General features: G+C 62.3%; 13 protein-coding genes. 11 read left to right on the top strand and 2 right to left on the bottom strand.

Annotation, left to right across the window (positions count from 1 at the left end):
* Positions 1-48: 48 nt before the first annotated feature.
* The 11 genes from ACLH0I_RS04320 to ACLH0I_RS04270 all read left to right on the top strand — a co-directional run bounded on the left by ACLH0I_RS04320 (position 49) and on the right by ACLH0I_RS04270 (position 14,691).
* Positions 49-1,995 (top strand): methyl-accepting chemotaxis protein, encoded by a 1,947-nt coding sequence (locus tag ACLH0I_RS04320; protein WP_411386397.1) that lies wholly within the window; start codon positions 49-51, stop codon positions 1,993-1,995.
* 458 nt (positions 1,996-2,453) lie between these two features.
* Entirely contained in the window at positions 2,454-2,906 is a 453-nt protein-coding gene (gene aroQ, locus ACLH0I_RS04315; protein ID WP_058543870.1) for a type II 3-dehydroquinate dehydratase, read from the top strand.
* Between the two features lie 48 nt (positions 2,907-2,954).
* Positions 2,955-3,419: an acetyl-CoA carboxylase biotin carboxyl carrier protein gene (accB, locus tag ACLH0I_RS04310; protein ID WP_053118072.1), complete on the top strand. Its 465-nt coding sequence runs from the start codon at positions 2,955-2,957 to the stop codon at positions 3,417-3,419.
* 17 nt (positions 3,420-3,436) lie between these two features.
* The gene (gene accC, locus ACLH0I_RS04305; protein WP_411386396.1) at positions 3,437-4,795 is read left to right on the top strand and encodes an acetyl-CoA carboxylase biotin carboxylase subunit; all 1,359 of its coding nucleotides are present in this window, start codon (positions 3,437-3,439) and stop codon (positions 4,793-4,795) included.
* Positions 4,796-5,028: 233 nt separating this feature from the next.
* Positions 5,029-5,907: a 50S ribosomal protein L11 methyltransferase gene (prmA, locus tag ACLH0I_RS04300; RefSeq protein ID WP_411386395.1), complete on the top strand. Its 879-nt coding sequence runs from the start codon at positions 5,029-5,031 to the stop codon at positions 5,905-5,907.
* A gap of 30 nt (positions 5,908-5,937) precedes the next feature.
* Positions 5,938-7,164: a DUF3426 domain-containing protein gene (locus ACLH0I_RS04295; protein ID WP_411386394.1), complete on the top strand. Its 1,227-nt coding sequence runs from the start codon at positions 5,938-5,940 to the stop codon at positions 7,162-7,164.
* Between the two features lie 185 nt (positions 7,165-7,349).
* Positions 7,350-8,357 carry a tRNA dihydrouridine synthase DusB gene (gene dusB, locus ACLH0I_RS04290; protein WP_053181619.1) on the top strand — a complete coding sequence of 336 codons (1,008 nt, stop codon included), beginning with the start codon at positions 7,350-7,352 and terminating at the stop codon, positions 8,355-8,357.
* Entirely contained in the window at positions 8,354-8,674 is a 321-nt protein-coding gene (gene fis / locus ACLH0I_RS04285) for a DNA-binding transcriptional regulator Fis (RefSeq protein ID WP_003186237.1), read from the top strand. The genes dusB and fis overlap by 4 nt, the downstream gene beginning before the upstream one ends.
* A gap of 83 nt (positions 8,675-8,757) precedes the next feature.
* On the top strand, positions 8,758-10,365 hold the full coding sequence (purH, locus tag ACLH0I_RS04280) for a bifunctional phosphoribosylaminoimidazolecarboxamide formyltransferase/IMP cyclohydrolase (protein WP_411386393.1): 1,608 nt from the start codon (positions 8,758-8,760) through the stop codon (positions 10,363-10,365).
* Between the two features lie 156 nt (positions 10,366-10,521).
* Positions 10,522-11,817, top strand: coding sequence for a phosphoribosylamine--glycine ligase (gene purD, locus ACLH0I_RS04275; RefSeq protein WP_411386392.1), 1,296 nt, complete (start codon positions 10,522-10,524; stop codon positions 11,815-11,817).
* A gap of 99 nt (positions 11,818-11,916) precedes the next feature.
* The gene (locus ACLH0I_RS04270; protein WP_411386391.1) at positions 11,917-14,691 is read left to right on the top strand and encodes a response regulator; all 2,775 of its coding nucleotides are present in this window, start codon (positions 11,917-11,919) and stop codon (positions 14,689-14,691) included.
* Positions 14,692-14,721: 30 nt separating this feature from the next.
* On the opposite strand, the gene ACLH0I_RS04265 is transcribed toward ACLH0I_RS04270, so the two are convergent.
* Both ACLH0I_RS04265 and ACLH0I_RS04260 read right to left on the bottom strand, forming a co-directional pair.
* On the bottom strand, positions 14,722-15,360 hold the full coding sequence (locus ACLH0I_RS04265) for a hypothetical protein (RefSeq protein WP_250964102.1): 639 nt from the start codon (positions 15,358-15,360) through the stop codon (positions 14,722-14,724).
* Positions 15,357-16,085: a hypothetical protein gene (locus ACLH0I_RS04260; protein WP_411386390.1), complete on the bottom strand. Its 729-nt coding sequence runs from the start codon at positions 16,083-16,085 to the stop codon at positions 15,357-15,359. Before ACLH0I_RS04260 ends, ACLH0I_RS04265 begins: the two co-directional genes overlap by 4 nt.
* Positions 16,086-16,116: the final 31 nt, after the last annotated feature.

Below are 16,116 nucleotides of genomic sequence, written 5' to 3'. Positions count from 1 at the left end.
AGCGCAATAAATTCAGGCACTTACGATTCTGCCCCCGGTAAACCCTTGATGCGCCTGAAGCTGCTGACCAATCTCAACACCCTTCTTTTAGTTGCCGTGTGCCTGGGCCTCGGGGCCACCCTATGGTGGTCTCAGATCGCCCTGGAACGGCCCTACTTGCTGATGGAGCGTTATCTGGGCCTGTCGCGGCAGTTCCAGGGCGAAGTGGCGCGCAACATCGAGGACTACCTGGCCAGCGGCGATGCCTTGCGCCTGAGCGCGGCCACCCAGGCCTTGGAAACCCTGCAAAACGACCTCGACCAGTTCCCCCCGGAGCTGGCCAAGACCCTGCGTCCGAGCCTGTCGAACCTCGATAGCTTCAGCAAGACCGATCTGCTGGCCGCCGGCAAACTGGCCGGCGATCCCCAGGCGTTGCTGCTGCAGGCCGAGCGCGAACTGAGCGCCAGCCTCGATCAACTGGCCCAATACGCCAACGGCGCCCCAGCCTACTTGCCTCCATTGTTCGCCGCGTCGCAGCACCTGGGCCGGTTGTCCCTCACGCGGGACAAACTGGTCAGCAGCGGCCGCAGCGAACTGGCCGCCGATGTCGAACGAGAACTGGCGAGCATCCGTGTCGAGGCCGAACGCCTCGACCGCCTGCCGCTGCTGGGTGTCACCGCCAGCAGCGATTCGGGCAGCGACGATTTCGCCGCGTTGATGGGCCTGGAGACCCAGGAAAAAACCGCCGCCGAAGACGCTGGCATCGCCCTCAAGCGCGAACTCAACAGCCTGCTCGGCCGTTATCCGGCGGAATTGACCCGCACCCGTGAATTGATCCAGAAACGCACCGAACTAAGCAGCGCCACGCACCTGAAAATCGCCGACGTGCAAACGGCGATCGATACCCTGGAGCCGGCGGTACGGGCCCAGCATGGACAGATCCAGGGAGAGGTACGCTTGATTCAGGGGGTGATGATCGGCCTGATCCTGCTGATCGCACTGTTGATCGACACGTTGCAGCGACGCCTGGCCCGCACCTTGACGCATCTGGCTCCGGCCCTGTCGACCTGGGCCGAAGGGGACTTCAGCCGGAGCATCCACGTGGGCGCCAGCAACCGCGAAATGCAAGACATCGAGGCTTCGCTCAATCGCCTGCGCGCTTATCTGGTGGACCTGGTGGGCACCATTCGGGTGAACGCCGAACAGGTCGCGGGCAGCAGCCGGGCCCTGGCCGAGCTGAGCGGCGAACTGCACAGCGGGGCCGAGCACCAGGCCGGCGACACGGCGCTGATCCGTGATTCCCTCAGCGAACTGGAAGCGACGATCCAGCAAGTCGCCGGCGACGCCAGCCAGGCCGCAGACGCCAGCCGTAGCGCCGGGCAAGCGGTGGAGCAAGGGCAGAAAGTCATCGGCCTGAGCCTCACGGGCCTGCATGCGCTGGTGGGGGAAGTGCAAGGCAACGCGCAGATGATCGAACAACTGGCCGAGGAATCGGCCACCATCGGTGGCGTGCTGACGGTGATTCGCTCGATTGCCGACCAGACCAACCTGCTGGCCCTCAACGCCGCCATCGAAGCAGCCCGTGCCGGGGAAATGGGCCGGGGCTTTGCGGTGGTGGCCGAGGAAGTCCGCTCCCTGGCCCAACGCACGGCCGGCGCCACCGCCGAAATCCAGACCTTGATCGCCCGTCTGCAACTGGCCGCGCGCCAATCGGTGGACGGCATGCGCGCCCAGGTCGAACACGCCGAAGCCACCGCCAGCCAGGCGCAAGCGGCCGACGGTGCACTGGATGAAATCGTCGGCGCCATCCAGACCATCGCCGATACGGCGGTCCGCATCGCCGACGTCACCGCCCAACAAAGCGGCGCCGTCAGCGAAATCCGCGACCACAGCGAGCGGATCCACCAACTGGGCGGGGACAACCTGCTGCGCATCGGCCAGGGCCGGGAGCAAGGCGACCATCTCTTGGTGCTGGGCGGGCAATTGCACACCGCAGTCCAGGCGTTTCGGGTTTAGCACCTAGAAACGGTATGACTCACTGTGGCGAGGGAGCTTGCTCCCGCTCGGCTGCGCAGCAGTCGTAGAACCTGCCTACTGGTTTTTTCCGACACACCGTGTTGGATGGTCTTGGGGCTGCTGCGCAGCCCAACGGGAGCAAGCTCCCTCGCCACCGGGTCGATTCCAAGAGAAAGTGAACACTCACGTCAACCGCCATCGCCTGTGGGAGCGAGCTTGCTCGCGATATCGGTGGGTCAGCTTGCATTGGTGTTGGCTGTGCAGCCGTCATCGCGAGCAAGCTCGCTCCCACAGGGGTTCGGTTTCCAACCGTATGACCGGATCAGGGGCCTGGGTCATAAATTTCGCGCAAACATCGGTCATCGTGCTGGCTATTGCCGAGAACTGGACAGTCATTAAGGCTTTGCGGCATAGTCGCCGGGTTCTGATACCTGCTCACAGATAACAAGGAACAGCAGATGGCGACCCTATTGGTCCTGCACGGACCCAACCTGAACCTGCTGGGCACCCGTGAACCGGGCGTCTACGGCGCCGTGACCCTGGCCCAGATCAACCAGGACCTGGAACAGCGGGCCCGCAACGCCGGCCATCATTTGCTCTATCTGCAAAGCAACGCCGAATATGAATTGATCGACCGTATCCATGCCGCGCGTGGCGAAGGCGTGGACTTCATTTTGATCAATCCAGCAGCTTTTACACACACAAGTGTCGCATTACGTGACGCGCTGCTGGCGGTGAGCATCCCATTCATCGAAGTGCATTTGTCCAACGTGCACAAACGCGAACCTTTCCGCCATCACTCCTACTTCTCCGATGTAGCAGTGGGAGTGATCTGCGGCCTTGGCGCCAGCGGTTACCGACTGGCCCTGGAGGCCGCCCTAGAGCAGCTTGAAAGACAGGCGACAGCTTGAACAACAAGCGTTAAACGCCCCTGACCGACCCTTGGGAGTTGATGATTCATGGATATCCGTAAAGTTAAGAAATTGATCGAATTGCTGGAAGAGTCCGGCATCGACGAGCTTGAGATCAAGGAAGGCGAAGAGTCCGTACGCATCAGCCGTCACAGCAAGACCCCGGCCCAGCAGTTCTATGCACCGGCGCCGATGCAGGCTCCGGCCGCCGCGCCTGCTCCAGCAGCAGCCCCGGTTGCCGCCGCAGCACCCGCCGCACCGGCGGCACCAACGCTGAACGGCACTGTTGCCCGTTCGCCAATGGTGGGCACGTTCTATCGCAAGTCTTCGCCATCCTCGCCGTCCTTCGTTGAAGTCGGCCAGACCGTGAAGAAAGGCGACACCCTGTGCATCGTCGAAGCCATGAAGATGATGAACCACATCGAAGCTGAAACCAGCGGTGTGATCGAATCCATCCTCGTCGAAGACGGCCAGCCGGTTGAGTACGACCAACCGCTGTTCACCATCGTTTGAACCGCGGGGAGCCTTTGATGACTGCGAAGTTGGAAAAAGTCCTGATCGCTAACCGCGGTGAGATCGCCCTGCGGATTCTGCGTGCCTGCAAAGAGATGGGCATCAAGACCGTCGCCGTTTACTCCAAGGCCGACAAAGAACTGATGCACCTGGGCCTGGCGGACGAATCCGTCTGCATCGGTCCGGCGTCGGCTGCGCACTCCTACCTGCACATCCCGGCGATCATCGCCGCTGCCGAAGTGACCGGCGCCACCGCCATTCACCCGGGCTACGGTTTCCTGGCGGAAAACGCCGACTTCGCCGAACAGGTGGAAAACTCCGGTTTTGCCTTCATCGGTCCGAAAGCCGACACCATCCGCCTGATGGGCGACAAGGTGTCGGCCAAGCACGCCATGATTGCCGCCGGCGTGCCGACCGTTCCGGGTTCCGACGGCCCGCTGCCTGAAGACGAAGAAACCGCTTTGCGCATCGGTCGCGAAGTGGGTTATCCGGTGATCATCAAGGCCGCTGGCGGCGGCGGTGGTCGCGGCATGCGCGTGGTACACAAGGAAGAAGACCTGATTTCCTCGGCGAAACTGACCCGCTCCGAAGCTGGCGCGGCGTTCGGCAACCCGATGGTCTACCTGGAAAAATTCCTGACCAACCCACGTCACGTCGAAGTCCAGGTACTGTCCGACGGCCAGGGCCAAGCCATCCATCTGGGCGACCGCGATTGCTCGCTGCAACGTCGTCACCAGAAGGTCCTCGAAGAAGCGCCGGCTCCAGGCATCGACGAGCAGGCTCGCCAGGAAGTCCTGGCACGTTGCGTCAAGGCCTGTATCGACATCGGCTATCGCGGCGCCGGTACCTTCGAGTTCCTCTACGAAAACGGTCGTTTCTACTTCATCGAAATGAACACCCGTGTTCAGGTGGAGCACCCGGTTTCGGAAATGGTCACCGGTATCGACATCGTCAAGGAGATGCTCAGCATCGCCGCCGGCAACAAGCTGTCGTTCACCCAGGATGACGTGGTCATCCGCGGTCACGCGCTGGAATGCCGGATCAACGCCGAAGACCCGAAGACCTTCATGCCAAGCCCTGGCACGGTCAAGCATTTCCATGCCCCGGGCGGCAACGGCGTTCGCGTCGATTCGCACCTGTACAGCGGTTATGCCGTTCCGCCGAACTACGATTCGCTGATCGGCAAGCTGATCACTTACGGGGCGACCCGTGACGAAGCCATGGCGCGCATGCGCAATGCGCTGGACGAAATCGTGGTGGACGGGATCAAGACCAACATCCCGCTGCACCGTGATCTGGTTCGTGATGAAGGCTTCTGCAAAGGGGGCGTGAACATTCACTACCTCGAGCACAAGCTGGCAGGCGAAAAGCACTAAGCTTCAGCCCGCACCAGACAAAGCCGCCTTCGGGCGGCTTTGTCGTGTCTGCAGGTTTCGCAAACCCTGTGGGAGCGAGCTTGCTCGCGAAAGCGATGTATCCGCTGACATCAATGTGACTGACAGACCGCTTTCGCGAGCAAGCTCGCTCCCACAAAAGCTTTGCGCTCGCGTAAACTTGCGCGCTTCGCTGGCCGCTAGGCTGCAATCATCATTTTTCAAAGGTGCCCGCCATGCCTTGGCTGCAAGTACGCCTGGCCATCAGCCCGGAACAAGCCGAAACCTATGAAGACGCGTTTCTTGAAGTAGGCGCGGTATCGGTAACCTTCATGGACGCCGAAGACCAGCCGATCTTCGAGCCGGAGCTCAACACCACGCCGCTGTGGTCCCACACCCACCTGCTGGCCCTGTTCGAAGGCGGCACCGAGGCGGCCAGTGTGCTTGCCCATCTGGAACTGCTGACCGGCGGCCCGCTGCCCGAGCATCACAGCGAAGTGATCGAGGACCAGGACTGGGAACGCAGCTGGATGGACAATTTCCAGCCGATGCGTTTCGGCCAGCGCCTGTGGATCGTCCCGAGCTGGCATGCCGCGCCGGAGCCCGAGGCGGTCAACCTGTTGCTGGACCCGGGCCTGGCGTTCGGCACCGGCACCCACCCGACCACCGCGCTGTGCCTGGAATGGCTCGACGGCCAGGATCTGAAGGGTTGCAACGTACTCGACTTCGGCTGTGGCTCAGGGATCCTGGCGATTGCCTCGCTCCTGCTGGGCGCCAAGGAAGCGGTCGGCACCGACATCGACGTCCAGGCCCTGGAAGCCTCCCGCGACAACGCCGGTCGCAACAACATCGCCGAAGCCTTGTTCCCGCTGTACTTGCCGCAAGACTTGCCACAGGTCCAGGCCGACGTGCTGGTGGCCAATATCCTCGCCGGCCCGCTGGTTTCCCTGGCGCCGCAACTGTCGAGCCTGGTCAAGCCGGGTGGGCGCCTGGCGCTGTCGGGCATCCTCGCCGAACAGGGCGAAGAAGTCGCCGCCGCTTATGCCGCGGACTTTGACCTGGACCCGATCGCCAATCGCGATGGCTGGGTGCGCATCACCGGACGTCGGCGCTAGAATGAGCGCCTGTATCCACCGGATTGCCGCATGACTGACAGCTTCGTCACCCAGTGCCCGCATTGCCACACCCGTTTTCGCGTCAGCCATGCTCAATTGAGCGTGGCCCGCGGGGTGGTTCGTTGCGGCTCGTGCCTGCAAGTGTTCAATGCCGCACGACAGCTGCTGGAACAACGCACGGGCAAGCCAGTCGCGCCCGCCGTCGCGCCGCCCGCCAAGCCTGCCGCCGAAGCCCCACCCCGGGCTATCAGCCAGAAACAATGGAGCGCCGCCGAGCTGGACCTGGATGACCTGGACAAGGAACTGGCGCGCCTGGAGCGACGTGACAATCGCGCCCCCGGTAATGCGGGCCGGCGCCGGGAAGACAACCTGAGCGCGCAACGCGATTCGCTTTCCGGCGAACAACAAGCCTGGCCCGACAGCCTGTACAGCGAAACCTCGGACGAACCCGTCGAAACCGTCCTCGATACGCCCTTCGAACCGTTCGAACCCCACGAACCGGCGCGGCCGCCGCGTACCGAACCGTCCCTGTCCCTGGCCCTCGAACCACTGGAACCGGACGACGAACCAGTCGCCCCGCTCCACCTCGCGCCGGACGACGAACCCGAAGAGCGCCTTGAGCGCCTGTCCGCCACCGACGACCACGACGACGAGCCCGAGCCGCCGCTGCCACTGCGCAAGTCACGGGAGCGCCAGGAGCCGGGCATACGCGCCGAAGCCCTCCACGACCTGGACGACGACCCGCTGCAACTGGACTGGCGCAAACGTCGTTCGCCCTGGGGCCGACGCCTGTTGTGGATTCTGCTGATCCTGCTCGCCGCCGCAGCCCTGGGTGGCCAGTACATCGCCTACCATTTCGAAGAACTGGCCCGCCAAGACCAGTACCGGCCGTGGTTCCTGCAAATCTGCCCGACCATCGGCTGCGACGTACCGTCCAAGGTCGACATCGCCAAGATCAAGAGCAGCAACCTGGTGGTGCGCAGCCATCCGGAATTCAGCGGCGCCCTGATAGTGGACGCGATCATCTACAACCGTGCGCCCTTCTCCCAACCTTTTCCGTTGCTGGAACTGCGCTTTGCCGACCTCAACGGGCACCTGATCGCCAGCCGTCGCTTCAAGCCCGGGGAGTACCTGGGCGGCGACCTCGAGGGCCGCGGCGAAATGCCGCCGCAGACGCCCATCCACATCGCACTGGATATCCTGGATCCGGGCCCCAAGGCGGTGAACTACAGTCTGAGCTTCCATTCCCCGGAATGAAACCGGCCAGGGTCGGCCAATTGACGGCAGCTTTCTGACTGACCCCGCCCAGACCAAACCGCTGGCGATAACAAATTAGCTGTTCAGATTTTATCCAATTCGATCTTTAACCAGTCATCGAGAGCGGGTATCATGCCAACCCTTTTTCGAAGTCTCATGATCCGGCCCCACTTCAGGGAAGTCCTATGTCGGCGGTACGCATCGGCCCATATACATTGCAGAACGGCCTGGTTCTCGCCCCCATGGCGGGCGTCACCGACCAGCCCTTTCGTCAGTTGTGCAAACGATTGGGCGCAGGCCTGGTGGTTTCGGAAATGGTCACCAGCGACATGAGTTTGTGGAACACCCGCAAATCGCGTCTGCGCATGATCCACGAAGGCGATCCCGAGCCCCGCTCGGTACAGATCGCCGGTGGCGACGCACAGATGCTGGCGGAGGCGGCCCGGGCGAACGTCGAGCTGGGGGCACAGATCATCGACATCAACATGGGCTGCCCGGCGAAGAAGGTCTGCAACAAGGCCGCCGGCTCGGCGCTGTTGAAGGATGAAGCGCTGGTCACCGAGATCCTGCAGGCAGTCGTCGCCGCAGTCGATGTGCCGGTGACCCTGAAGATCCGCACCGGGTGGGACCGGGAAAACAAGAATGGCCTGGTGGTGGCGAAGATCGCCGAACAGGCGGGTATCACGGCGCTGGCGGTGCATGGCCGCACCCGTGCCGACCTGTACACCGGCGAGGCCGAGTACGACACCATTGCCGCGATCAAGCAGGCGGTGTCGATTCCGGTGTTTGCCAACGGCGACATCGATTCGCCGGAGAAGGCCCGGTACGTGCTGGACGCGACCGGTGCCGATGGGCTGTTGATCGGCCGGGCCGCCCAGGGGCGGCCATGGATTTTTCGTGAGATCGAACATTACCTGCGCACCGGCGAAAAGCTCGCTGCGCCGCAGTTGTCCGAAGTGGAACGTATTCTGCTAGAGCATCTGGCCGCGCTACATGCCTTCTACGGAGAAGTCATGGGCGTACGCATCGCTCGCAAGCATGTGGGCTGGTATCTCGCAACCCTGCCGGGCGCCAGGGAGTTTCGCGCCCGTTTCAATCGTTTGGATGGTACGCAAGCACAATGCGCCGACGTTCAGGCGTTCTTCGCTGAGCGTTACAAGAGCCTGACAGGGGACGAAGGGGTGGCCGCATGACGATGATGACCGAGACTTTAGTGAGTGGAACAACACCCGTGAGCGACAACGTGAATTTGAAACAGCACCTCAATACGCCCAGCGAAGAAGGCCAGACCCTTCGCGGGAGTGTCGAGAAGGCGCTGCACAATTATTTCGCCCACCTTGAAGGCGCTGCCGTCACGGATGTGTACAACCTGGTGCTTTCCGAAGTCGAGGCGCCTCTGCTCGAAAGCGTGATGAACTACGTCAAGGGCAACCAGACCAAAGCCAGTGAGCTGCTGGGCCTGAACCGCGGCACCCTGCGAAAGAAACTCAAGCAGTACGACCTGCTGTAAGCATTCAATCGAACCAGAAAGGCGCCCGCATCAAAAACGGTCGCCTTTTTTGCTGACTTCCCTTGCTTTTGATGGAAATTGAAATGACCGACCAGACCACCCGCCTGCCGATCCGCCGCGCCTTGATCAGCGTTTCCGACAAGACCGGGATCCTCGAATTCGCCCGCGAGCTGCAACAGCTGGGCGTCGAGATTCTCTCCACCGGCGGAACCTTCAAGCTGCTGCAGGACAACGGCGTCGCCGCAGTGGAAGTCGCGGACTACACCAGTTTTGCAGAAATGATGGACGGTCGGGTCAAGACCCTGCACCCCAAAATCCACGGCGGGATCCTCGGCCGTCGCGGCATCGACGATGCCATCATGAACGAACACGGCATCAAGCCAATCGACCTGGTAGCCGTCAACCTCTACCCGTTCGAAGCCACCATCAACAAGCCTGGCTGCGACCTGCCGACCGCCATCGAGAATATCGATATCGGCGGCCCGACCATGGTCCGCTCGGCGGCCAAGAACCATAAGGACGTCGCCATCGTAGTCAACGCCAGCGACTATGCCAGCGTGCTGGAAAACCTCAAGGCCGGTGGCCTGACCTACGCCCAGCGTTTCGACCTGATGCTCAAGGCCTTCGAACACACCGCCGCCTACGACGGCATGATCGCCAACTACATGGGCACCGTGAACCAGGCTGCCGAAACCCTGGGCACGGAAGGCCGCAGCGAATTCCCGCGCACCTTCAACACCCAGTTCGTCAAGGCCCAGGAAATGCGCTACGGCGAGAACCCGCACCAGAGCGCGGCGTTCTACGTGGAAGCCAAGCCCGCCGAAGTCGGCATTGCCACCGCCACCCAGCTGCAAGGCAAGGAACTGTCGTTCAACAACGTGGCCGACACCGACGCCGCGCTGGAATGCGTGAAGAGCTTCGTCAAGCCGGCCTGCGTGATCGTCAAGCACGCCAACCCGTGCGGCGTGGCCGTGAGCCCGGACGCCGAGGGCGGTATCCGCCAGGCCTACGAACTGGCCTACGCCACCGACACCGAGTCGGCCTTCGGCGGCATCATCGCCTTCAACCGTGAACTGGACGCCGAGACTGCCAAGGCCATCGTCGAGCGCCAGTTCGTCGAAGTGATCATCGCCCCTTCTGTCAGCGAAGAAGCTCGCGCCATTGTCGCCGCCAAGGCCAACGTGCGCCTGCTGGCCTGCGGCCAATGGTCGGCCGACCGTGCGCCGGCCTGGGACTACAAGCGCGTCAACGGCGGCCTGCTGGTCCAGAGCCGCGACATCGGCATGATCGGCAGCGAAGACCTCAAGGTCGTGACCCAGCGCGCCCCGAGCGAACAGGAAATCAACGACCTGATCTTCGCCTGGAAAGTCGCCAAGTACGTCAAGTCCAACGCCATCGTCTACGCCAAGAACCGCCAGACCATCGGCGTCGGCGCCGGCCAGATGAGCCGCGTGAACTCGGCCCGCATCGCCGCCATCAAGGCTGAGCACGCCGGCTTGCAAGTACAGGGCGCGGTCATGGCCTCCGATGCGTTCTTCCCGTTCCGCGACGGCATCGACAACGCGGCCAAGGTCGGTATTACTGCGGTGATCCAGCCGGGTGGTTCGATGCGTGACAATGAAGTGATTGCGGCCGCCGACGAGGCTGGCATCGCGATGGTCTTTACGGGCATGCGCCACTTCCGTCACTGATCCACCGACCCACTGTGGGAGCGAGCTTGCTCGCGATAGCGTCGATTCAGTCAGCATTGAAGTCCGCTGACACACCGCCATCGCGAGCAAGCTCGCTCCCACAGAAAGGCAGCTTTAGCGCTGCATCCAGAACTAGCGTCATCCGAGGTTTTTGAAATGAATGTTTTGATCATTGGCAGCGGTGGCCGCGAACACGCCCTGGCCTGGAAAGTCGCCCAGGATCCCCGTGTACAGAAGGTCTTCGTGGCGCCAGGCAACGCCGGCACCGCCATCGAAGCCAAGTGCGAAAACGTCGCCATCGACGTGCTGGCCTTGGAACAACTGGCCGATTTCGCCGAGAAGAACGTCTCGCTGACCATCGTCGGTCCGGAAGTGCCGCTGGTCGCCGGCGTGGTCGATCTGTTCCGCTCCCGTGGCCTGGACTGCTTCGGCCCGACCGCCGGTGCCGCGCAGCTGGAAGGCTCGAAAGCGTTCACCAAGGATTTCCTGGCGCGCCACAAGATCCCGACCGCCGACTACCAGAACTTCACTGAAATCGAACCGGCCCTGGCGTACCTGCGCGAAAAAGGCGCGCCGATCGTGATCAAGGCCGACGGCCTGGCCGCCGGCAAGGGCGTGATCGTTGCCATGACCCTGGCCGAGGCCGAGGACGCCGTGCGCGACATGCTCGCCGGCAATGCCTTCGGTGACGCCGGCTCCCGCGTGGTCATCGAAGAGTTCCTCGACGGCGAGGAAGCCAGCTTCATCGTCATGGTCGATGGCAAGAACGTCCTGCCGATGGCCACCAGCCAAGACCACAAGCGTGTCGGCGATGGCGACAGCGGCCCGAACACTGGCGGCATGGGCGCCTACTCCCCGGCCCCGGTGGTGACCGCCCAAGTGCACCAGCGCGTCATGGACCAGGTAATCTGGCCAACCGTGCGTGGCATGGCCGACGAAGGCAACGTCTACACCGGTTTCCTCTACGCTGGCCTGATGATCGACAAGGCTGGTAACCCAAAAGTCATCGAATTCAACTGCCGTTTCGGCGATCCTGAGACCCAGCCGGTGATGCTGCGCCTGCAATCGAGCCTGGTCCTGCTGGTCGAGGCCGCACTGGCCCAGGCCCTGGACAAGGTCGAAGCCCAATGGGATCCGCGCCCAAGCGTCGGCGTCGTATTGGCCGCTGGCGGTTACCCGGGCGACTACGCCAAGGGTAGCGCGATCCAGGGCCTGGACGCTGCGGCCCGGCTGGAAGGCAAGGTGTTCCATGCAGGCACGGCATTGAAGGATGGGCAAGTGATCACGGCCGGCGGTCGTGTGCTTTGCGCCACCGCCTTGGGCGCTAGTGTCGACGCAGCTCAGCAGCAGGCCTACAAGCTTGCCGCCGAGATTGACTGGGAAGGTTGTTTCTACCGCAAGGACATTGGCTACCGTGCCATTGCCCGTGAGCGTGGCGAAAATCTGGAATAACCCAGCCATTCAGCCAGGCAAGGGTCTGCGGCCCTTGCCTGACTGTTCCGGCGCCGCGCATAGTTATATTCTGGCATCAACCTACGAAGGGATTTCGCCGTGCGCTGGCTCAGGATTGCCATAGGCTTTACCGTCACCCTGCTGACGCTGCTCTGCATGCTCCCGGCCCAGGCCGCGCCAGGCAGTGGCTGGGCGGTATTGCTTGACGAACAGGGCGACCTGACGCTGAGCGATATACGCTCTGCCCGCTACACCAATCAATTCAGCCCCATCGATCTGGACCGCCTCAAGGCCGCCGAGCCCGGTGGTGCATTGTGGCTGCGTTTCCGCCTGGCCCCGGACAGGCACGAACAGATCCTGCGCATCTTCGCACCCGACCTGTCACGCCTGAACCTCTACGTGCTGGACGGCGACGCCCTGGTCGAGCAACAGGTCAGTGGCAATGCCACGCCGCATACCGAACCGGCGGTGCCCAGCAGCGACTTCATGCTGCCCCTGCCGCGCAGCGATAAATCCTTGGATGTCTACCTGCGACTGGCCTCGCGCCACGAACTGCGCCCCTACGTCACGTTGCAATCGGCCGTCACAGCGGCGGCCGATCAGAACCAGACGCTGATTTATGGGTTGCTGTTCGGCTGCATCGCCATGCTGATCCTGCACAACCTTACCCGCTACGCCTACACCCGCTCACGCAGTTGCCTGTGGCTGGCCGCCTGTGAAGGGCTGCTGATGCTCAGCCTGGTGCTGTTGCTGAACCTGGCCGGCCCCTGGCTGCCCGACTGGCCGGCGGTGCAGACGCCCGGGGCCTACCTGGCGCTACTGCTGACGGCGCCTTGCGGCCTGATGTTCGCCTACCGCTTCTTCGCGCCCTTGGGGCCGCACCCGTTGAACCGGCTGCTGCTGGGGGACATCGTGTTCGTCATGCTGTGCAGCCTGCTGCTGTTGTTCGTCAACACGCTGCCACTCAATATCATGACCTATGCCCTGGTGGCCCTGGCCGGCCTGAGCATGCTGTTCGTCAGCGCCTGGCACTGGCAAAAGGGCTACCGTCCGGCCCGGCTGTTCGTCGCGGCCATGGTGGTCTTCAACCTGGGCACGCTGATCATCCTTCCGGCACTGCAAGGGCTTACGGAAGTCCCTCCCCAGGGCTTGATCATCACCCTGCTGGTCTTCATCTGCATCAGTGGCCTGTTGATGAGTGTCGCCCTGGGCGAACGCCAGCGCTCGATCAACGAAAGCCGTTTCAGCCTCAGCCGCGACCTGGCGGCGAGCAATGCCGAAATCAATGCCAAGGCCGAATTCCTGGCGAAGATCAGCCACGAGATCCGCACCCCGATGAACGGCGTTCTGGGCATGACCGAGTTGCTGCTGGGCACGCCGCTGTCGGTCAAGCAGCGCGACTACGTGCAGACGATCCATAGCGCCGGCAATGAACTGCTGACCCTGATCAACGAGATCCTCGACATTTCCCGGCTCGAATCCGGGCAGATCGAACTGGACGATGTGCAGTTCGACCTCAATGCCCTGATCGAGGATTGCCTGAGCATCTTCCGCGCCAAGGCTGAACAGCAGAACGTCGAGCTGATCAGTTTCATCCAGCCCCAGGTACCACGCGTGATCAGCGGCGACCCTACGCGGCTGCGCCAGGCGTTGCTGAGCCTGCTGGAAAATGCCCTGAAGAAGACCGACGAAGGCGAAGTGCTGATCGTCGTCGCCCTCGACGAGCGCAGCCATCAGCCCCGCCTGCGCATCGCCGTGCAGGACAGCGGGACGCCGATGGACGCAGAGGAGCGCGACACGCTGATGCACGCCGAGCTGCACAGCAAGAACTTCCTCTCGGCCACACGCCTGGGCGGCAACCTGGGCCTGGTCATCGCCCGCCAGCTAATCATCCTGATGCACGGGGAATTCGGCATCAAAAGCGGCAGCAACCAGGGCAGTACCCTGTGGCTGACCTTGCCGCTGGACCCGGATCGCCTCGAACACCCGACTTCCGATCTCGATGGCCCGCTGCAAGGGGCGCGGGTGTTGATCGTCGACGACAACGACACCTGCCGCAAAGTACTGGTGCAGCAATGCAGCGCCTGGGGCCTGAACGTCAGCGCGGTGCCCTCGGGCAAGGAAGCCCTGGCACTGCTGCGCACCAAGGCGCACCTGCGGGACTATTTTGACGTGGTGCTGCTGGACCAGAACATGCCGGGCATGACCGGCATGCAACTGGCGGCCAAGATCAAGGAAGACCCGAGCCTGAACCACGACATCCTGTTGATCATGCTCACCGGTATCAGCAACGCGCCGAGCAAGATCGTGGCGCGCAACAGCGGGGTCAAGCGCATCCTCGCCAAACCGGTGGCCGGCTATACCCTCAAGACCACCCTGGCGGACGAGCTGAACCAGCGCAACCGGGGCCAGGCGACGAACCTACAAGTGAATGCAGGCCCGCCCATCCCGGTGAAAGTGCCGAGCGACTTCCGCATCCTGGTGGCCGAGGACAACAGCATCTCCACCAAGGTCATCCGCGGCATGCTCGGCAAGCTCAACCTGCAACCCGATACCGCCAGCAACGGTGAGGAAGCCCTCAAGGCCATGAAGGAGCAGCGCTACGACCTGGTCCTGATGGACTGCGAAATGCCGATCCTCGACGGTTTTTCCGCTACCCAGCAATTGCGTGCCTGGGAAATGGGTAACCAACGCACCCGCACGCCGGTGGTGGCGCTCACGGCGCACATCCTGGCCGAGCACAAGGAGCGCGCCCGCCAGGCCGGGATGGACGGGCACATGGCCAAGCCTGTGGAGCTGTCACAACTGCGCGAGCTGATCGAACACTGGGTAGCCCAGCGCGATCAGCAAAAACCGACCGCATCGACTTATTGAACCCGACCCAAGCCTGCAAGTAAGCCTTGTTCAAAGCTCCAGGGCGCTGAGGTAGGTGGACGCTTGAGACATCACCGAGCGTTTTACCTTGTCTCTGAAAGTGGCGTAGTACAGCGTATTGAAGGTGATGAAGGTCATTTGCTCCACGCTGTTGCGCACCCAGTCGCCTCGCTCGATGAACAAGAACCGAGACACCTGTCGGCGCAGCTGGAACTGGCAGTGATAGACGCCCATTTCAATTCGATGAGCGCCTTTGGGCACACAAGGAATCATCTGGAAAATACCCGTATCGCGCGACAAGGTGGTTGATTCGAACAGCCCAAGCGCTTCCGGATTGTGCCTGAGCGCCGTTAACGCACCACTGGCCGGCGCATGAAATGCTTCGCCAAAACGGGCCTCGATCTGTTGCGCCGCCCCCGCCCCCATCGGCTGGCCCTCAATGGCCGGTAACGCCTGCGGACGGGGTACGTCCCACCCCAGGTATTTGAGTTGGTTGCAGTAGTAGTCGAACCAATTCCCGGATAACCCAGCATCGTAGGCAGCCCTGGTGGCCCGTTGCGCGAAAAACGTACTCAAATACACGTCTTCTCTCTGGGAAGCGGGCAGACCTGCCGCGAACGAAACAATACTGCCGCCAACAACCCCTGCGGATGGAGCGAACCCCGTCATCGGCCGACCTCCTCGACAGGAGGCGCCACCGCATCGTGGATCACCTCGGAGATATCCACGACATTGTCAGCCACGACCGCCCCAACCTTACGGGCGATAACCTCACGAGCCGGCGCAAACAGTGTTTCGCTCAGTTGCATCCGGAAATAACGCACCGATACAGCACCGTCGATGTCCCCGGCATCAAAGCATTGTCCCCAAGGGTTGGCATCGATCACTTTTCCTGTGTTGAATTGCAGGCAGAGACCGGTTATCGAAACAGCACTTTGCGCCACAATCACCAGCAAGCGCACGGGGTTGGGCGATGGTGGGGACAGCGTCGGGTCAGCTTCACTTTGTTTTTGCGCGTGCTTGCGCAGGATTCCCATCGCTGGCAGCGTGCCAGATAACGCTGCGACACGCGCCAATACCGCCATGATTTGCTGTTGTTGATCCGGCCGATCGTCCAGGGGAAAGGCTGCAACCCACTTGAGTGGCGAGTTGGAGTCTTCCTTTTTTGGCCACAGGTCTTTTCGCCGTTTGGTACCCGAGACCCAGGCGACGTTCAAGACATCCATGTAAGCGCCGTACCAATCAGCGATCGGCAAGCGCTGCAGACTCTTGTTAGCAACCAATTGCGCGAGCAAGAGCGAATTCATTAGGTCGTCAGCTCCCGTTTGCCCCGCAGAAGAGGGAACTAAAACAACCGCCGCCGCGTTAACAAAAACCGAATATTCCTTGTCCATTTTTTTTATTTTCCCTGAAAATAAGACAGCC

The organism is Pseudomonas sp. MPB03, assembly GCF_046605385.1.
In the GTDB taxonomy this organism is placed as follows: Bacteria; Pseudomonadota; Gammaproteobacteria; order Pseudomonadales; family Pseudomonadaceae; genus Aquipseudomonas; species Aquipseudomonas zanjanensis.
Note: the sequence above shows the minus strand (reverse complement) of the source record. Positions and strands in the feature narration are given on the sequence as shown.

Coding starts and splice junctions, on each gene's coding strand:
- ACLH0I_RS04320 (WP_411386397.1), top strand. CDS start 49: ATGCGCCTGAAGCTGCTGACCAATCTCAACACCCTTCTTTTAGTTGCC.
- aroQ (WP_058543870.1), top strand. CDS start 2,454: ATGGCGACCCTATTGGTCCTGCACGGACCCAACCTGAACCTGCTGGGC.
- accB (WP_053118072.1), top strand. CDS start 2,955: ATGGATATCCGTAAAGTTAAGAAATTGATCGAATTGCTGGAAGAGTCC.
- accC (WP_411386396.1), top strand. CDS start 3,437: ATGACTGCGAAGTTGGAAAAAGTCCTGATCGCTAACCGCGGTGAGATC.
- prmA (WP_411386395.1), top strand. CDS start 5,029: ATGCCTTGGCTGCAAGTACGCCTGGCCATCAGCCCGGAACAAGCCGAA.
- ACLH0I_RS04295 (WP_411386394.1), top strand. CDS start 5,938: ATGACTGACAGCTTCGTCACCCAGTGCCCGCATTGCCACACCCGTTTT.
- dusB (WP_053181619.1), top strand. CDS start 7,350: ATGTCGGCGGTACGCATCGGCCCATATACATTGCAGAACGGCCTGGTT.
- fis (WP_003186237.1), top strand. CDS start 8,354: ATGACGATGATGACCGAGACTTTAGTGAGTGGAACAACACCCGTGAGC.
- purH (WP_411386393.1), top strand. CDS start 8,758: ATGACCGACCAGACCACCCGCCTGCCGATCCGCCGCGCCTTGATCAGC.
- purD (WP_411386392.1), top strand. CDS start 10,522: ATGAATGTTTTGATCATTGGCAGCGGTGGCCGCGAACACGCCCTGGCC.
- ACLH0I_RS04265 (WP_250964102.1), bottom strand. CDS start 15,360: ATGACGGGGTTCGCTCCATCCGCAGGGGTTGTTGGCGGCAGTATTGTT.
- ACLH0I_RS04260 (WP_411386390.1), bottom strand. CDS start 16,085: ATGGACAAGGAATATTCGGTTTTTGTTAACGCGGCGGCGGTTGTTTTA.